This window comes from Alteromonas lipotrueiana (assembly GCF_019249245.1).
In the GTDB taxonomy this organism is placed as follows: domain Bacteria; phylum Pseudomonadota; class Gammaproteobacteria; order Enterobacterales; family Alteromonadaceae; genus Alteromonas; species Alteromonas lipotrueiana.
In genome coordinates this window covers 1-16,583 of record NZ_JAESDK010000028.1, presented here as the reverse complement: position 1 = coordinate 16,583, position 16,583 = coordinate 1, and the positions used below count along the sequence as shown (strand labels likewise).

Annotated in this window: 16 protein-coding genes, 2 tRNA genes and 1 pseudogene; 14 read left to right on the top strand and 5 right to left on the bottom strand. The window is 47.5% G+C overall.

Going from position 1 to position 16,583, the window contains the following annotated elements; all coding sequences use genetic code 11:
* Positions 1-22 precede the first annotated feature (22 nt).
* Genes bioB through bioD form a run of 4 tightly spaced genes read left to right on the top strand, consistent with a single transcriptional unit; the run spans position 23 to position 3,744 of the window.
* Positions 23-1,111, top strand: coding sequence for a biotin synthase BioB (gene bioB, locus JK130_RS15565; RefSeq protein ID WP_218355252.1), 1,089 nt, complete (start codon positions 23-25; stop codon positions 1,109-1,111).
* Positions 1,111-2,319, top strand: a complete 1,209-nt coding sequence (bioF, locus tag JK130_RS15560; protein ID WP_218355251.1) for an 8-amino-7-oxononanoate synthase — start codon at positions 1,111-1,113, stop codon at positions 2,317-2,319. The genes bioB and bioF overlap by 1 nt, the downstream gene beginning before the upstream one ends.
* A complete protein-coding gene (locus JK130_RS15555; RefSeq protein ID WP_218355250.1) occupies positions 2,309-3,070 on the top strand; it encodes a methyltransferase domain-containing protein in 762 nt (253 codons plus the stop codon). Before bioF ends, JK130_RS15555 begins: the two co-directional genes overlap by 11 nt.
* A gap of 2 nt (positions 3,071-3,072) precedes the next feature.
* Positions 3,073-3,744, top strand: coding sequence for a dethiobiotin synthase (gene bioD, locus JK130_RS15550; RefSeq protein ID WP_218355249.1), 672 nt, complete (start codon positions 3,073-3,075; stop codon positions 3,742-3,744).
* Here bioD and pepE read toward each other — a convergent pair.
* Positions 3,724-4,437 carry a dipeptidase PepE gene (gene pepE, locus JK130_RS15545; protein WP_218355248.1) on the bottom strand — a complete coding sequence of 238 codons (714 nt, stop codon included), beginning with the start codon at positions 4,435-4,437 and terminating at the stop codon, positions 3,724-3,726. The two genes, bioD and pepE, sit on opposite strands and share 21 nt — an antisense overlap.
* 217 nt (positions 4,438-4,654) lie before the next feature.
* On the opposite strand from pepE, the gene azu reads away from it, so the two are divergent.
* From azu to JK130_RS15520, 5 genes are all read left to right on the top strand, one after another.
* The gene (azu, locus tag JK130_RS15540; RefSeq protein ID WP_218355247.1) at positions 4,655-5,101 is read left to right on the top strand and encodes an azurin; all 447 of its coding nucleotides are present in this window, start codon (positions 4,655-4,657) and stop codon (positions 5,099-5,101) included.
* A gap of 164 nt (positions 5,102-5,265) precedes the next feature.
* The gene (locus JK130_RS15535) at positions 5,266-5,745 is read left to right on the top strand and encodes a low molecular weight protein-tyrosine-phosphatase (RefSeq protein ID WP_218355246.1); all 480 of its coding nucleotides are present in this window, start codon (positions 5,266-5,268) and stop codon (positions 5,743-5,745) included.
* Positions 5,742-6,713: a FecCD family ABC transporter permease gene (locus JK130_RS15530; RefSeq protein ID WP_343211011.1), complete on the top strand. Its 972-nt coding sequence runs from the start codon at positions 5,742-5,744 to the stop codon at positions 6,711-6,713. Before JK130_RS15535 ends, JK130_RS15530 begins: the two co-directional genes overlap by 4 nt.
* Entirely contained in the window at positions 6,706-7,464 is a 759-nt protein-coding gene (locus JK130_RS15525) for an ATP-binding cassette domain-containing protein (protein WP_218355245.1), read from the top strand. Before JK130_RS15530 ends, JK130_RS15525 begins: the two co-directional genes overlap by 8 nt.
* 186 nt (positions 7,465-7,650) lie before the next feature.
* Positions 7,651-8,994, top strand: a complete 1,344-nt coding sequence (locus JK130_RS15520) for a class II 3-deoxy-7-phosphoheptulonate synthase (protein WP_218355244.1) — start codon at positions 7,651-7,653, stop codon at positions 8,992-8,994.
* Here JK130_RS15520 and JK130_RS15515 read toward each other — a convergent pair.
* Positions 8,991-9,335, bottom strand: a complete 345-nt coding sequence (locus JK130_RS15515; protein ID WP_218355243.1) for a hypothetical protein — start codon at positions 9,333-9,335, stop codon at positions 8,991-8,993. The genes JK130_RS15520 and JK130_RS15515 overlap by 4 nt on opposite strands.
* 207 nt (positions 9,336-9,542) lie before the next feature.
* Here JK130_RS15515 and JK130_RS15510 point away from each other — a divergent pair.
* Positions 9,543-9,815 (top strand): annotated as a pseudogene (locus JK130_RS15510) (DUF3224 domain-containing protein); the annotation flags it as partial.
* A 45-nt stretch (positions 9,816-9,860) separates the two neighbouring features.
* Here JK130_RS15510 and JK130_RS15505 read toward each other — a convergent pair.
* Complete coding sequence (locus JK130_RS15505) at positions 9,861-10,076, bottom strand: DUF3820 family protein (RefSeq protein ID WP_218355272.1); 216 nt, start codon at positions 10,074-10,076, stop codon at positions 9,861-9,863.
* A gap of 348 nt (positions 10,077-10,424) precedes the next feature.
* Between JK130_RS15505 and katG the strand changes: the two genes are divergently transcribed.
* From katG to JK130_RS15485, 4 genes are all read left to right on the top strand, one after another.
* Positions 10,425-12,632 (top strand): catalase/peroxidase HPI, encoded by a 2,208-nt coding sequence (gene katG, locus JK130_RS15500; protein WP_218355241.1) that lies wholly within the window; start codon positions 10,425-10,427, stop codon positions 12,630-12,632.
* Positions 12,633-12,944: 312 nt separating this feature from the next.
* Positions 12,945-13,913, top strand: a complete 969-nt coding sequence (gene moaA, locus JK130_RS15495; protein ID WP_218355240.1) for a GTP 3',8-cyclase MoaA — start codon at positions 12,945-12,947, stop codon at positions 13,911-13,913.
* 43 nt (positions 13,914-13,956) lie between these two features.
* Positions 13,957-14,484: a GNAT family N-acetyltransferase gene (locus JK130_RS15490; protein ID WP_218355239.1), complete on the top strand. Its 528-nt coding sequence runs from the start codon at positions 13,957-13,959 to the stop codon at positions 14,482-14,484.
* A 240-nt stretch (positions 14,485-14,724) separates the two neighbouring features.
* Complete coding sequence (locus JK130_RS15485) at positions 14,725-15,672, top strand: transposase (RefSeq protein WP_218355238.1); 948 nt, start codon at positions 14,725-14,727, stop codon at positions 15,670-15,672.
* Between the two features lie 631 nt (positions 15,673-16,303).
* On the opposite strand, the gene JK130_RS15480 is transcribed toward JK130_RS15485, so the two are convergent.
* Both JK130_RS15480 and JK130_RS15475 read right to left on the bottom strand, forming a co-directional pair.
* A tRNA-Val gene (locus tag JK130_RS15480) sits at positions 16,304-16,379 on the bottom strand.
* Between the two features lie 25 nt (positions 16,380-16,404).
* Positions 16,405-16,480 (bottom strand) — tRNA-Val (locus tag JK130_RS15475).
* Positions 16,481-16,583 lie beyond the last annotated feature (103 nt).

Sequence of the window (16,583 nt, the reverse complement as noted above, 5' to 3'; positions counted from 1 at the left end):
TGATTTTAGTAAAGGACAGGCTATGACCGCCGCACCCCAATATTCTACTGCTTCACAAGCAGTGCGCAATAACTGGACCCATAAAGAAGTTCAGGCGCTTTTTGATATGCCTTTTAATGACCTGTTGTTTAAGGCGCAAAGTATTCACCGCCAACACTTTGACCCAAACGAAGTGCAGGTTTCAACGTTGCTTTCGATAAAAACCGGCGCGTGTCCTGAAGACTGTAAGTATTGTCCACAAAGCGCGCGTTATGACACGGGTCTGGAAAAAGAGCGTTTGCTTGAGATAGAAAAAGTTATTGAACGGGCCCGTGAGGCCAAAGCCGCCGGGTCGACCCGTTTTTGTATGGGCGCGGCATGGCGCAACCCCAAAGCACGCGATATGCCATATGTTACCCAGCTGGTGACTGAGGTTAAAAAGCTGGGGCTGGAAACCTGTATGACCTTAGGCATGTTAAGTCGCGAACAGGCGCTGTCACTTAAACAAGCCGGGCTTGATTACTACAATCACAACCTAGATACCTCACCAGAATATTATGGTGATGTGATCACAACCCGCACGTATCAGGACCGGTTGGATACCCTTGAAAATGTACGCGGCGCGGGCATGAATGTGTGCTCGGGCGGTATTGTGGGTATGGGTGAAACCGGTAAAGATCGTGCCGGTCTTTTAATGGCGTTAGCAAATTTGCCGCACCAGCCTGAAAGTGTGCCTATCAATATGTTGGTAAAGGTCAAAGGGACGCCTATGGATAAGGTCGATGATTTGGAGCCTTTCGAATTTATCCGCACCATTGCAGTAGCGCGTATTATGATGCCAAAATCTCATGTGCGGTTGTCGGCGGGTCGCGAAGATATGAACGAGCAAATGCAGTCATTGTGCTTTTTTGCCGGTGCCAACTCTATCTTTTATGGTTGTAAGCTTTTGACCACCTCCAACCCGGACACCCACGAAGATGTGCAGTTGTTTCAAAAACTCGGCATCAATACCGAGCGTGGACGCGATTATTCTGATGAGGCTCACGAACAAACGTTGCAAGAAGAAATTGCCGATCGCCAGAGCAGCGATTTGTTTTATGACGCTACGCGAAAGCCTGTTGCGGAGGCTTAATGGCGTTTGATTGGTTGGCCCCCCATTTACAGCAAAAACAGCAAGATGGCTATTTACGCCAGCGTGTTTGTGTTGAATATGAAAAAGACGGAATTATTTGCGTGGGTGGCCGGCATTACCTTAACTTTGCCAGCAACGATTATCTGGGTATGCGTCAGCATGAAGGATTGCTGCAATGTTGGGTTGAAGGTCTTGCTCAGTTTGGCGGAGGTAGCGGCGCCTCGGCACTGGTAACGGGGTTCTCACAAACCCATCAGGCGCTTGAAGCCTACCTGGCCGAACAACTTAATCGCGAAGCGGTATTATTGTTTAACTCTGGTTTTGCAGCGAATCAGGCGATTTGCCAGGCGCTGTTTCCTGGCTCAGGGCTGTCATCCGGCTCAGGGCTGTCTTCCGGCTCAGGGCTGTTGCTCGCCGACAAATACATGCACGCTTCGTTTATTGATGGTGCCATGGCCTGTAGCGGTCAGCTGAAGCGGTATCGGCACAATGATTTAGATCATCTTGCCCGGTTGTTCGCCGCCGGCACGAATACCGATACATTAGTTGCTACTGAAGGTATTTTCAGTATGGATGGCGACGCGGCGCCCCTGCCTGAGCTGGTGACCCTTTGCAAACAGCATCAAAGCTGGCTAATGGTTGATGATGCTCACGGGTTTGGCGTGCTGGGAGAAAAAGGGTTAGGCAGCGCTGAGCACTATCGCTTGTCACAACAAGATGTGCCGGTACTGATGGGCACCTTTGGCAAGGCAATTGGTACGGGTGGGGCGTTTATAGCGGGGTCACACGATCTTATTGATTATCTGGCAAATACGGCGCGCGAATACATTTATACCACTGCAATGCCACCGGCACAGGCGTTAGCGACGTTGTTTTCATTACAACATATTGCTACCAGTGAGCAACGCTCTACCCTGCAACACAATATTACAATGTTTAAACAACAGGCTGCCAAACAGGGGCTGATACTTAGTTCATCAGACAGTGCCATCCAACCTTTATTGGTAGGCTGTCCTAAGGCCGCACTACAGATGAGTGAGGGGTTAAAAGCCCGGGGTGTTTGGGTGCCGGCAATAAGATACCCCACGGTGCCCAAAGGCACTGACCGGCTGCGAATAACTTTGAGTGCACAGCACACTAAGCAGGACATCCACGCTTTGTGTGATGCGCTGGCCTTGGCCCGTGATGAGTTAAGCTATGGTCAATAGCACTGTCGATGGTGTTGCCAGACAATTCAGCCGGGCGGCGGGTAGCTACGATAAGCTGGCCACTATTCAGCATAAAATTGCCGCACAGGCAATGGCACTGTTACCTGTAAATACCGGTACATTGCTGGATATTGGATGCGGTACCGGGGTCAACACAGCCAGACTTGCCGCGCAAGGCTACAGCACCACCGGCGTCGATTTGGCTACGGGAATGGTAAGCTATGCGAAAAGTCGTTATCCGCACATTAACTTTTTGCAGGGCGATGCGCAGGTACTGCCTTTTGCCGGTAATCACTTCATGTATGCTTTTTCGTCTATGGCGCTGCAGTGGTGCGCAAGCCCGGATACCGCTATGAGCGAACTGTACCGCGTCTTACAACCTGGGGGGCTGGCAAGCATTACCGTTATGGTAGATAAATCATTTGCCCAGCTTGATGCTGCCCGACAAACCATTGGACTGGCTTCCGCTACCAATACTATGGCCAGTCATGAGCAGTGGCAACAGGCCATAAGTACAGGTGGACTAAAAACTCTCACTGCACAAAACACCCACTACACCGACGAGTTTGATGACATATTGTCGTTATTGCGCTCAATTAAGTCGGTGGGGGCGGGCACCCGTTTGACCTCCACCCATAAACAGCACTTGTCACGCCCGATGCTAAGTGCGCTGGGTCAGGCTTATAAACGCAACAACCAGAATTTATTGCCATTGACCTACCAGGTTTCTCATTTTTTACTGGAAAAGTAATCATGCAATCTTTTTTCATCACAGGCACCGACACCGAGGTTGGCAAAACTTATTTTACTGCCCGTTTAATGCATACACTGGCCCAAAATGAGGTAAAGGTAGCGGGCTATAAACCCGTAGCAGCAGGCTGTGAAGTCATCAACGATGAACCGGTGAACGAAGACGCTCTGGCTATTTATGAAGCCTGCAATGTGCCGGTTACGTTACAACAGGTTAATCCGGTAGCGCTGATACCACCGATAGCCCCTCACATTGCTGCCAATAAAGCCGGTATCACCCTTGAGTTGCAACAACTGATCGACGGGTATTGGCGTCTGGCCAGTTTTCAGCCTGATGTGTTGTTGATGGAAGGTGCAGGCGGCTGGCAACTGCCATTAGGTAAAAATTTGTGGATGCCTGATGTGGTAAAACAGCTGCAGTTGCCCGTTATTATGGTGGTGGGCATGCGCCTGGGGTGTCTTAATCATGCCTTGCTTACCGCACAGGCTATACGGCAAACAGGGCTGCCGCTGCACGGATGGGTAGCAAATCAGTTAAGCCAGCAGCCTATGCCCTATTATGCTGAAAATTTAGCAACACTGCGCGAAGCTCTGCCAGAACCGCTGTTAGCAGAGCTGCCTTTTGAGGCTGACTACACTAAGCCACTAACCGCCTTACGCAATATATTGGGATAAGTCGGCAGTTGGCTGGACCGTGGTTTTTTCGTCGCCACAAAATACAAAGCCTTCGTCATCGCCTACCAGGGTCAGCCGGCCTTCGGTAAGCCGTAAAGCCGTCCCTTCAACAATGGCGATAACCGGAGTGTGAGGGTTTAAAATTGTGAACTCGGCCAGCCGTTCATCCCGGGTTTCACCGTTATGGCCCGGCGGTGAGTAGTTGCTGTAATGTGGATTTAATTGGCAATTCAACACCCCTAAAGCATTAAAAGAGGCCGGTTCTACAATAGGCATATCGTTAGTGGTTTTTATGCTTTGCCCACAGATATTTGAGCCGGCGCTCCAGCCAATATAGGGAGTTCCGCTCGCAATTGCCTGTTTCATAGGCTCAAGCAATTGTTGTTCGTAAAGCGTGTGCAGAAGATTGAAGGTATTGCCACCGCCTACCACTATCGCCTGGCCATTTTTTTTTGCATTGGCCAAAGCCTGAGCAGGGTCGTTGTGTTGGTGTAAGCCGGTAACGGTAAATTCTGGTAGCGCAGCGGCTACTTTTTCGCAATAAGCATCCCAGCTCATCGAGACGCCGGCAAAAGGCACAAACAACAGTTCACGGGCATCGCCCAGGTGCGCAAAAATGAAGGGTTTAGCATGTTCCAGGTAGTCTTCGCTACCCTGACGAGAGCTGCTTAGCATCAGTACTTGAGGTTTCATAAAACGCTTCTTTGATCAAATAAAGAAGCCTACCTCAATTGCACTAAATTATATAGCGCAAAGGTCGACAAGCGCTCTTTATTCAACGCGTTAACGCAATAGGGGTAATCTTTAACCCTGCAGACGTCGTAAGAATTAACGCAAAACGGGGCAGGGCCAACCCGCCTTCGCTGCCCAATAGGTACAAAACCTATTTCGGATAACCTAAGGAGCAACCATGAAAATTAAAAGCTTACTGGCAGCCTCGTTGCTGTTAACAGCCGGCGCGGTTCAGGCAGAGCAATGTGAAGCCACTATTGATAGCACTGATTCGATGCAATACGGCAAAAAAGAGATGACAGTACCGAAAACCTGTGACGAGTTCACAGTGAAGTTAACGCACAGCGGACAACTTGAAAAATCTGTCATGGGCCACAACTGGGTATTGGCCAAACAGGGCGATGCGCAGGCGATAGCCACCGACGGTATGACCGCAGGCATGGAAAACGACTATCTTAAACCTGATGATCAAAGAGTCATTGCCGCTACCAAAATTATTGGAGGCGGTGAGGAAACATCAGTGACGTTCTTAGTCGATAAGCTCTCTGGCAGTGACGAATATACCTTTTTCTGTTCATTTCCAGGCCATCTGAGCATGATGCAAGGAACACTTGTCGTTAAGTAATCTTCTTTTGTCTAAGCCTGCGTCTGGCAGGCTTTTATTTTCTATCTATCATTCTGTGACTCTGGCAACTCACCGCGACGCAAGATAAACTCATTGCCTATTGATGTATCGATAAATATCGGCTTCTTGTGGCGGTATTTAATTTAGTATGTAAGGTTTGTTAGATGTCGCAATCACAATCAGCGCCCACCGTTCTTTTTGTCTGTTTAGGTAATATTTGTCGCTCACCCACCGCCGAAGCAGTATTTCGACATAAAGCCAGAGCTTCCGGAATTAACGTAACGATAGATTCGGCTGGTACGCATGGTTATCATATCGGTAATCCCCCAGATAAGCGCTCGCAGCAGGCTGGGGTAGCGAAAGGTTATGATTTTGCCGGGCTGGCGTGCCGAAAAGTAGCCGTCGATGATTTTGAAAAATATGACTATATCCTGGCAATGGATAACCGCAACCTGGAACATTTGAAAAAAATCAGCGATGAAAAATACCATCATAAAATTCATTTGTTTTTGTCTTTTGCTAAAAGCGATTACAGCGAAGTGCCCGATCCTTATTACGGTGGGCGAAGAGGGTTTGAACTGGTCTTAGATCTGATTGAACAGGCCAGCGAAGGTTTGATTAACCGGTTACGAGCACAGCAGTGAAACACCCAATAACACTGGTTACCGGTGTTTTAGCCGCGTTAGTGGTTTTGCTAAGTACGGCTGTTTTACTTACAGACTGGCAGGCTGATGTTGATAACACCCTGTTTTGGCATATGTTGACCCAGTTACAATTGCCCCTGGTAGTTACAGCTACGCTGGTGGGAGCTGTGCTGGCCGTGAGTGCCGGTTCTTTGCAGGTGGTTTTGCAAAATCCGCTGGCCGACCCGGGTATTATTGGTATTACCAGCGGTGCAAGTCTGATAGCCGCAGCCTTACTGATACTGCAACCGGTACAAACGGTAATTCCCGCAGTGTATTTATTGCCGCTAGGCTGTTTTGCCGGGGCCCTGGCTTCTACCTGGCTAATTTATCGGGTAGCCAAACGCCTGCGTGGGGCCGCCATGGCCGTCATTCTGGCCGGCATTGCCATCTCAACACTGGCCGGCGCGGTAATGGCCTGGCTGTATGTTATTGCCGATGCCCAGGCACTACGGAATCTTACCTTCTGGTTGATGGGAAGCCTGTATCAGGCAGACTGGCTGGTGCTGTCGGTTGCCGGGCCGGTTATGCTGCTTAGTGTGGGTTATCAGCTTACACAAGCCCGGCGGCTAAACTGGCTTTACGGGGGAGAAGCAATGGCAGCATCTGCTGGCGTATCGCCACCGCAACTTATCAGGCGCACACTGCTGGCCAGTGCGCTGGGCGTTGGCGCGGCGGTTTCTGTAGCTGGCTCTATCGCCTTTATCGGCTTATTGGTTCCTCATTTTCTGCGTCAAATCGTAGGGTATAACAATGTGGTGTTGCTGCCAGCCTGTGCTTTATGCGGTGCAGCCATTTTGTTGGGCGTGGCCACCTTAAGCGAATATCTGCATTTGGTTACGTTACCGGTTTCTATGATTACAGCCACTTTGGGCGGCCCGCTATTGCTGCTGGCCCTTTATAAGGGGCAGTGGAAGCAGCATGCTTGAGCTTGAGCAGGTTTGTATCACCCAGCGCCTGCACAATATTGACCTGAAGGTTGGTCGCGGCCAGCACTGGCACATATTGGGCGAAAATGGGGCGGGTAAGTCTACGTTGTTACAGCTTATGGCGGGACTGCTTGAAATACCCCATGGCCATTGCAGGCTTAACGCTCATGACATCACAGATTATTCGCTACCCCATCTTGCCCGGCTTCGGGCCTACCATGCCCAGCAATATACGCTACCCTTTGATATACCCGCTCAGCAGTACATCAGCTTTTACGGCCAAAGGTTAACCGCGGCAACCCTGCCTGCTGCGATCGAACAAGCACTGGATGTAGCGGCACTGTTACCCCGACCTTTAACTTGTCTGTCAGGGGGCGAGTTACAACGTATCAATTTAACTCGCGCTATCTGGCAAGTATGGACAGCCATAGCCAACGCAAAAGCATTGTTACTATTAGATGAGCCGCTGCAGGGTTTAGATGTCAGGCACCAGCTCACTTTAATGAAATTTGTAGAACAGCTGGTAGCTGCCGGCAATACCGTAGTGCTGAGCTCTCACGATCTGAATCTCAGCGCCCGGTTTGCCTCGCACGCGTTGTTGCTCAAGCAGGGGCAAGCGGTAGCTTGTGGTAATATAGAGCAGGTTTGCACCGAGGCTAATCTTGCACAGGCTTATGGATTGGCTTTTGACATATCAAATAACCAAAATGCTTTGCAAATACAGCCCCGGTGGTCTTCTGCGACCACATAAATGTGATAAGCTGCCTAGTCTGAGTCGCTGGTAACGCTGCTACCTGTATCTGAATATTTTTCGCTTTAATCACAGCATTTCAGAATACGAATGAGCCTTTTATCTTTGTCATCGACACAATTTTCTTGGTAATACGCCCAGCGAACGTTTTTATAAATATTGATTTTATTTTCAACAGGAGATTTCGTGGATAACTGGCAACCTGACAGCTGGAGAAGCAAACCCATTTTGCAACAGCCCGAGTATGACGATTCTGCTCAGGTAAAACATGTTGAACAAACGCTTAGCAAATATCCGCCCTTGGTGTTTGCTGCTGAAACCCGCGAGCTGCGTCGCCAATTGGGCGAAGTAAGTATGGGTAAGGGTTTTTTGCTTCAGGGAGGCGACTGCGCAGAATCTTTTGACGAATTTAATGCGCCTAAAATTCGCGATACCTTTAAAGTAATTTTGCAAATGTCTATTGTGATGACATTTGCCGGGCGTTGTCCGGTCACGAAAGTAGCCAGAATGGCAGGGCAATATGCAAAACCGCGCTCATCAAACCTGGAAACTATTGATGGGGTGACCCTACCCAGCTATCGCGGCGATATTATCAATAGCTTTGAATTTACCGAGGCTGCGCGCCGGCCCGATCCTAACCGCTTATTGGATGCTTATCATCGCAGCGCTGCAACGCTCAACTTGTTGCGGGCATTTGCCCAGGGCGGACTGGCTGACTTGCATGAGGTGAACCGCTGGAATATGGCGTTTGTTGAAAACAATCCGCTTAAAGAACGGTATCAGGATATTGCCCGGCGAATTCAGGACTCGTTGCAGTTTATGGATACCATTGGTATTAATGCCAGTAATACGCCGGCGCTTCACGAAACTTCTTTGTTTACCTCGCATGAAGCGCTGCTATTAAATTACGAGCAGGCACTAACCCGTATTGATACGCTTACTGGTAAACCTTATAACTGTTCGGCTCATATGGTCTGGATTGGCGAGCGTACCCGTCAACTCGATCACGCGCATGTAGAATTTTTCCGGGGTATTCATAACCCAATAGGGGTAAAAGTAGGGCCAGGCATGGATGAAGACGAGCTCATCCGGTTAATCGATGTGCTTAACCCGAATAACGATCCTGGTCGTCTGACGTTCATTACTCGCATGGGCGCCGATAATCTTGAAAAGAACCTGCCACGCTTATTGCGTCGGGTAAAACAGGAAGGGCGTAATGTGGTATGGAGTTCTGACCCCATGCACGGCAATACCATTAAAGCCAGTAATGGTTATAAGACCCGTAATTTTGATGCCATTTTAAGCGAAATTCGCCAGTTTTTTGCTGCGCATAAAGCTGAAGGCACCCACGCGGGTGGCGTTCACTTAGAGATGACCGGCCAGCATGTTACCGAATGTACGGGTGGGGCGTATGAGATCAGCGATGATGATCTTAAACAAGCGTATAAAACTCAGTGCGATCCTCGTCTTAATGCTGATCAGGTTCTAGAGATGGCCTTTTTAGTTTCAGATCATTTGCGTAACGGTTAAGCTAACTCGCTGGCGATATAAGTCGTCAGCACCGCTTCACGTTCAGCCTCGCTCAATACTCCGCCAAAAATTGTTTTGCGCCTAAGGGCTTTGGTGCGGCTATCGGAAGCAAGCAGCAACTCTTTAAAGGTGTGCGGGTTGTCTCTGGCTTCTAAAATTGCGTGCCACAGAAGATAGCTACCATAACCGATGAAATTTAGCTGATGTTTGTGTTCCAGGTTATTTAAAACCTCGTCAAACAAATCCGGGTTGGTTAAGCATTTTTCGGCCATAGCCTGATGCAGATGAAGAATCTGTCGGTCAACGATGACCTGCCTGTTTTTCTTAGGTCTGGAAAACATAGAGCCTTTTGATTTTATGCTAAAAACGTTTTACTTGATTGCTGGTTAATTATACAGTGGTTTTCATATTAATTGAAAGTCAATATTATGAAAAGCATTGAAGGCAAGTTTGAGGTGGTATTAGAGCCATTAGCTGCACATTTACATGCAGAACATGGCATGTCGGCACAGCGTATGGCAATAACAAAAACTTAGGACGGGGCGTTAGCCGGGCGCAGCATCGGTGAGATGCTTAGCGTAACTACGCCACAGCAGGGCTCCGCCGGTTATGTAGCCTTTGAACAATTTGTAGGCGTATTAGATGACAAGGCCGGAAGCTTTGTAATGCAGCATAGCGGCACAACCAATAAAGGAGGTAGCATGTTACAGATAGACATTGTCGCTGACTCTGCCACTGGGCAGCTCACCGGTCTAGCCGGTACATTACAAATCAAAATTGAGCACGGAAAGCATTTTTATACCTTACAATATGAGTTGTAGAAACCAAATTTTTCAGATGCTGGCCGCTTTAAGACGATTAATGTGTTAGTCATTGTGCAACAACGGCGCGACTACCTGTTCAAGACCGTTTAGCTTTATCTCGTACATCAAGGCGAGTTGTTCACCCAGTTTGCCAGCCGGAAAACCCTGTTGTTTAAACCAAACCAGATAGGGCTCAGGCAAATGAAAAAGTCTGCGACCTGCATATTTTCCGAAAGGCATAACCTGGTTCACTGCTGCCTGGACCTGTTCGGCGTTCATCATTTATCAATTCTCCCATCACGCTTTACTTAATATTTCGTATTATCAATGTTAAACAACAGTGGCGATACAACGCGTTACCCACAAATTGATTATTGCGACTGAACGAGCTTTACCTCCTGACCCACCAAACAAAACACGGTGAGGTGAAGGTGAAGGAGTAAACTAGTCAAGTTATTAAACGAAGAAAAAAGCGATTGCTCCAATCGCGGTTTGTTCATCCTAAAGTTTAGTACTTATGCCCCTGCTAATACGTAAGAATGACATTATTAAAAGTGGCGCTGCAACTACAATGAACCATGCTGGTTCTTTGTTTATTTTGCAGAGTCGATTTATGGGGAAATAAAAATGTCTGCAAATAATCCAGGGGCAGGAAAATGTCCGGTGATACACGGAAGTAATACGCGTGTAAATGGGCCGGGTACTCAAAACGATCATTGGTTTCCAGACCAGCTCAACCTTCGCATTCTTCATCAACATGACACCAAGCCTAATCCTCACGATCCAGACTTTTGCTATAAAGAAGCATTTGAAAATCTGGACTTAGAGGCTTTAAAGGCAGATTTACATGCGTTAATGACCGATTCGCAATCATGGTGGCCAGCCGATTATGGTCACTACGGCCCGTTTATGGTTCGTATGGCCTGGCATTCTGCCGGTACTTACCGGGGAGCCGATGGTCGTGGCGGAGCCTGTAATGGTAACCAACGATTTGCGCCACTGGCCAGTTGGCCAGATAACATCAATCTGGACAAAGCGCGCAGATTGTTATGGCCAATTAAGAAAAAGTACGGCAATGCAATTTCATGGGCCGATCTGTATGTTTTGACCGGTAACGTAGCATTGGAGTCAATGGGAGTAGAGACCGTTGGTTTTGGTGGTGGGCGCGAAGATATCTGGGCCCCTGAAGAAGATGTTTACTGGGGCTCTGAAAAGAAATGGGAAGCCAATGAGCGTTATGCTGGCGATCGGGATTTAGAGCAGCCTCTGGCAGCCACACAGATGGGGCTCATTTATGTTAATCCAGAAGGTCCGGATGGCAATCCAGACCCGGTAGCCTCAGCCAAAGATGTTCGTGAAACCTTTGATCGTATGGGTATGAATGATTACGAAACCGTTGCCCTGTGCGCGGGTGGGCATACCTTTGGTAAAGGCCACGGTGCCAGCGATCCTTCTCATGTGGGCGCGGCGCCCGATGAAGCCCCGTTAGAACAAATGGGCTTTGGGTGGAAAAATAACTATGGGTCGGGTAAGGGGCGCGACACTATCAGCAACGGTATTGAAGGAGCATGGACACCCACCCCAACGCAGTGGGATGGCAGCTATTTTGATGTTCTGCTGGGGTACGACTGGGAATTAGCAAAAAGCCCGGCGGGTGCTTATATCTGGCACGCGAAAGAACTTAAAGAGCAAGATCATGCGCCTGATGTAGAAAACGCCAGCGAGCGTGTCAAAATTATGATGACCACGGCGGATATCGGTTTTAAAGAAGACCCTGAATATCGCAAAATTGCTGAGCATTTTCGTGATAATCCAACAGAGTTTGCCAAAGCATTTGCCGAAACCTGGTATAAGCTGGTGCATCGCGATATGGGACCGAAGTCGCGCTATTTAGGCAAAGAAGTTGCCGAAAAAGATTTTATTTGGCAAGACCCGTTACCAGCAGCCAATTATGAGTTAGTCGATGCTGAAGACATTGCTACTTTGAAATCATCTATTTTAGATGCAGGTATTTCGGTTTCTGATTTAGTGTTTACCGCATGGGCATCGGCGGCAAACTACCGGGGATCTGATTTCAGAGGCGGTGCGAATGGCGCACGTATACGGTTAGAGCCTCAGAAAAACTGGGAGGCGAACGAGCCCGAACGTACCGGTGCGGTGTTACTCTTATTACAAGAAATTGTAGATAATTTTAACCAGTCGCAAGAAGGTAATACCCGTGTTTCACTTGCCGATATTATTGTACTGGGTGGCACCGTGGCTATTGAACTGGCGGCGAAAGAGGGCGGTTATGATTTGACCGTGCCATTTAAGCCGGGCCGTACAGATGCGACTCAGGAGCAAACAGATATCGAAAACTTTGCGCTTTTAGAGCCTGAAGCCGATGGCTTTAGAAACTATATCAAAACACGCTATACCTACACGGCTGAAGAGCTGTTGATTGATAAAGCGCAACAATTGGGCCTTACCGCTCCACAAATGACGGTTTTATTAGGTGGATTGCGCGTAATTAATACTAATTATCAGCAGACTGATGTGGGAGTGTTAACCGAACGTCCCGGTGTGCTGAGTAACGATTATTTTGTGAACCTGACTGATATGAGTCTGCAGTGGGGGATAAAGTCTGACACATCTGACCAATACGAAGCACGTGATCGTGATACCGGCGAGCTGAAGTGGCGCACCTCAAGGGTTGATATGGCCATAGGTTCAAACGCACAGCTACGTGCGCTGGCTGAACTTTATGCTCAGGATGACGCAAAAGAAAAGTTTGCCCGGGACTTTGTGAACGTTTGGGTTAAGGTGATGGACAACGATCGGTTTGATTTACAATAAATAAAGCAGGGGGCAAAGATTATATTTCGGTCTTTGCCATTTTTATGATTTTTTTATCCATTATGTTATAAATAGAAAAGGGCAGGATTAGCAACTATGCATTACCTGCCTTGTATGTTCTGTTGTTTTTTCTTCACTTACCTTCCTAAAAACCCGCAACCTTAAATCATTACATGCATATCATTGCGGTAAAGGTGGCTAAACTTACGGGCGCTTTCAACCGTATTTAATATCTTGTTTAACTCGTTAGCGGTTTGCTTGTGTACTTATGTATGGCATGGTAGGGACTCTGCTACCAACAAAGGTGTTCGCTTGTTAGAAGATAGTTTTGGCCGTCGATTTCACTACTTACGTTTATCTATAACCGAAGCGTGTAATTTTCGGTGTCAGTATTGTTTGCCGGATGGCTATGATGGCCCCCCCAATAGCGCATTTTTGAATATCAATGAAATTGATACGTTACTGACTGCGTTTGCACAAATGGGTACTTCAAAGGTTCGTATAACAGGCGGAGAGCCGAGTTTACGCCGGGATTTTAGTGATATTATTGCATTGGCTGCAAATACTTCTGGCATTGAGCGTGTTGTTGCCACGACCCACGGTGCCAGACTTGCCTCAGAGGCTAAGGGCTGGGCCGATGCCGGCCTGCAACAAGTTAACGTAAGTATTGATAGCCTGGATCCAAACCAATTTGCCCTTATTACTGGCCAAAACAAACTTACGCAAATTCTCAAAGGATTAGAAGTTGCTGTTGCCGCGGGCATTGATGTAAAAGTGAATACCGTGATGTTGCAGGACTTTTCGCAAAATCGTCTGGCACGCTTTTTAGATTGGCTTAAAACAACACCTATCACCTTGCGCTTTATCGAACTCATGGAGACAGGGGCGCACCATAACTTCTTTTCAAGTCAACATATGTCAGGTTTACCCTTGCGTGAAAAACTCATCGCCGAAGGGTGGACTTTGCTTAAGCGCAGACAAGACGCCGGACCTGCACAGGAGTTTTCCCACCCTGATTACGCCGGAAATATTGGTCTTATCATGCCTTATAGCAAAGATTTTTGTGAAACTTGTAATCGACTTCGTATTGCTGCTAATGGTAAATTACATTTGTGCTTATTTAGTGAACAGGGACTAGACCTTCGCCATTATTTAAGTTCAGGCGACGTAGAGGGTGTAAAGCAGTTTGTTACTGAGTCGCTAGGCAGTAAGCACATATCGCATTATTTACAACAGGGAAGTACCGGCGCAACCCAGCACCTTGCCATGCTTGGCGGGTAATACGTCGTTATATTATAATAAAAATACCATATCGAGGTCGAGCATGGAGTTCGCGGATACCGATCGTTTAAGTTTCAAATATATCACTAAAGATGACACTGAATTCCTGTGGCAATTAGATCAGGATGAAGAAGTTATGCGCTATCTTAATGGGGGCCATAAAAGTAGTCGAGAAGACATTGAAACTGTTTTCTTACCCCGATTATCAGCTTATGCAAACCAGGCGTTAGGGTGGGGGCTTTGGCAGGTTATCGAAAAACAGTCACTCACACCAATGGGATGGATTTTAGTTCGTCCGTTCGGCTTTTTTACCTCACACCCTGAAGTCAATAATATTGAGCTTGGTTGGCGTTTCAAGCGTGAGTTTTGGGGGCATGGCTATGCTTCAGAAGCTGCTAAAGCGATTCGGGATGGTTTAGCCTCTACCGGAATCAATCAATTTTCTGCTATAGCCGCACCAACAAATCTTGGTTCTATTGCGGTCATGAAAAAGCTGGGGATGTCCTTCAGCCACACCCAGTTCTACGAAGACACGGTCTATAGTGAAGACGTAGTGGTGTATACTCAGTAGGTGTAACTGTTTCTGGTTTTGTTAGATAAAAGCATTATATGCTTTGGTTGAGACTCCAGCTTGAATCAGGACACCCACCATCTTAAGATTCGAGCTGCAATCAGGACACCCATCTCCTTGGGATTCGAATTGAACATCAGATTCGAATTGGACATCCACATCCTGGTACACAGGACAGTAGCCCAGCCCGGGATACCGAGGCAAAATGACACATCTGTTTATAAACTATACGTATCGCTGATGCCCAGACCCAGAAAAAGCCTGATATCCCTTTCTGATACGCCCTATTATCATTGCGTGTCGCGCTGTGTTCGCCGTGCTTTTTTGTGTGGCAAAGACAAATTTAGCGGCCAAAGTTATGAGCATCGCCGTCAGTGGGTTGAAAATCGCCTATTGTTTTTAGGGTCAGTGTTTGCCATTGATATCTGCGCTTATGCGGTAATGAGTAACCATACGCATGTGGTACTGCATATCGATAGGAATACTGCTGTGCAATGGTCTACCGAACAGGTTTTGCAGCGCTGGCATCGCCTTCATAAAGGAACGGTTTTAACACAACGCTATTTGAACCTGGTCGAACGAAACGCGCTGTCATCCGCTGAAATTGAAACCGTTGAAAACACCGCCGCGATTTATCGGGAACGCTTATATGACATCAGCTGGTTTATGCGGCTGCTTAATGAGTACATCGCCCGCCAAGCGAACAAAGAAGATGATTGCACCGGCCGTTTCTGGGAAGGCAGGTTTAAATCTCAGGCTTTGCTTGATGAAACCGCCTTGGCTGCATGTATGGTCTACGTCGATTTGAACCCGGTTCGGGCCGGGATAGCGCGCACTCCCGGGCAGTCGTTGTATACCAGTGTCCGAAAACGTTTACGCGCGATAAAACACAATAAACAACCCAAGGCGCTTTCGCCCTTTAACGGAAAATCGTATAAACGTACCTCCGTCAGCTTACCTTTTCTGCTTTCTGACTATTTTGAGCTCATTGAACAGACAGGCCGACAGTTTCATCCTGCAAAACGAGGCCGGATAACAAACGAGGTCCCCATACTAGCGAAAGCGGGACTGAACATCACCGACTGGTACTGGTTAATCAACAATATTGAAAACGAGTTCACTACCAAAATAGGCTTGTCTTCAATACATCAGAAGTTAGAAAACCGAAGTCGGAGAGTTATCGCCTGAGCAGTCGCCGAGCCTTCATGAGTCGTAACCTATAAATAAATATCCCGCATATTATCTTCCGGCGCAGCCCTCTCTGGCTCAAGTCTCTTAAAAAACTTCTACATGGGCTCATATTGTATTACGGTCCCCCTCTTTTCCGTAAACCGAATAATTTGAAGGCCGGATTATCGCCAAATAGCTTTATTTGAAACGGTGTAGAGTTTAATGAATATCGCACATAAATATAAGTGGGTGTCCATATGGCAGCAGAGAAATATAAGTGGGTGTCTAATGGCTCACCTGGTAGTAGATAGCAGAGTGAGTGTCCAAAAAATAACTTTTTAAAGGGAAAGGGTCTAAAAGTTAGTGCCAAAGGCTAGATAGCTTTAGATTATTGTTTTTGGAAACACCGAATACTGAAGATTGGACCTTTGAAAAAATAACTTGTTCGAAGGGTGGGTGTCCTAAATGTTAATGGGTGTCCAAATAATTGTATGCCAGGCACTACTCTGAATCGACCACGGAGTGTTAAAGCAAAAAACTCTTCAACAGTTTCTGAAGATAAAGTAATGAGTGATTCAGGAGTCGGTGATATTTGCTATAAGCTAAGCAGTTTAATAGTGCAGGTCAGTATTTTTTAAGAGAAGAAGAATGGTGGACGCTACTGGACTTGAACCAGTGACCCTCGCCTTGTAAGGGCGATGCTCTCCCAACTGAGCTAAGCGTCCATATTGTATTTGATTGCATGAAGAGTGGTGGACGTTACTGGACTTGAACCAGTGACCCTCGCCTTGTAAGGGCGATGCTCTCCCAACTGAGCTAAACGTCCGCAATCAAATTATGCTGACAAATCAAAGTGGTGGACGTTACTGGACTTGAACCAGTGACCCTCGCCTTGTAAGGGCGATGCTCTCCCAACTGAGCTAAACGTC

What these genes read in the sequence shown, in the direction of transcription:
- JK130_RS15485 (WP_218355238.1), top strand. Translation starts at nt 14,725, where the DNA reads ATGCCCAGACCCAGAAAAAGCCTGATATCCCTTTCTGATACGCCCTAT.
- JK130_RS15555 (WP_218355250.1), top strand. Translation starts at nt 2,309, where the DNA reads ATGGTCAATAGCACTGTCGATGGTGTTGCCAGACAATTCAGCCGGGCG.
- azu (WP_218355247.1), top strand. Translation starts at nt 4,655, where the DNA reads ATGAAAATTAAAAGCTTACTGGCAGCCTCGTTGCTGTTAACAGCCGGC.
- JK130_RS15535 (WP_218355246.1), top strand. Translation starts at nt 5,266, where the DNA reads ATGTCGCAATCACAATCAGCGCCCACCGTTCTTTTTGTCTGTTTAGGT.
- JK130_RS15505 (WP_218355272.1), bottom strand. Translation starts at nt 10,076, where the DNA reads ATGAACGCCGAACAGGTCCAGGCAGCAGTGAACCAGGTTATGCCTTTC.
- JK130_RS15525 (WP_218355245.1), top strand. Translation starts at nt 6,706, where the DNA reads ATGCTTGAGCTTGAGCAGGTTTGTATCACCCAGCGCCTGCACAATATT.
- bioF (WP_218355251.1), top strand. Translation starts at nt 1,111, where the DNA reads ATGGCGTTTGATTGGTTGGCCCCCCATTTACAGCAAAAACAGCAAGAT.
- bioD (WP_218355249.1), top strand. Translation starts at nt 3,073, where the DNA reads ATGCAATCTTTTTTCATCACAGGCACCGACACCGAGGTTGGCAAAACT.
- pepE (WP_218355248.1), bottom strand. Translation starts at nt 4,437, where the DNA reads ATGAAACCTCAAGTACTGATGCTAAGCAGCTCTCGTCAGGGTAGCGAA.
- bioB (WP_218355252.1), top strand. Translation starts at nt 23, where the DNA reads ATGACCGCCGCACCCCAATATTCTACTGCTTCACAAGCAGTGCGCAAT.
- JK130_RS15490 (WP_218355239.1), top strand. Translation starts at nt 13,957, where the DNA reads ATGGAGTTCGCGGATACCGATCGTTTAAGTTTCAAATATATCACTAAA.
- JK130_RS15515 (WP_218355243.1), bottom strand. Translation starts at nt 9,335, where the DNA reads ATGTTTTCCAGACCTAAGAAAAACAGGCAGGTCATCGTTGACCGACAG.
- katG (WP_218355241.1), top strand. Translation starts at nt 10,425, where the DNA reads ATGTCTGCAAATAATCCAGGGGCAGGAAAATGTCCGGTGATACACGGA.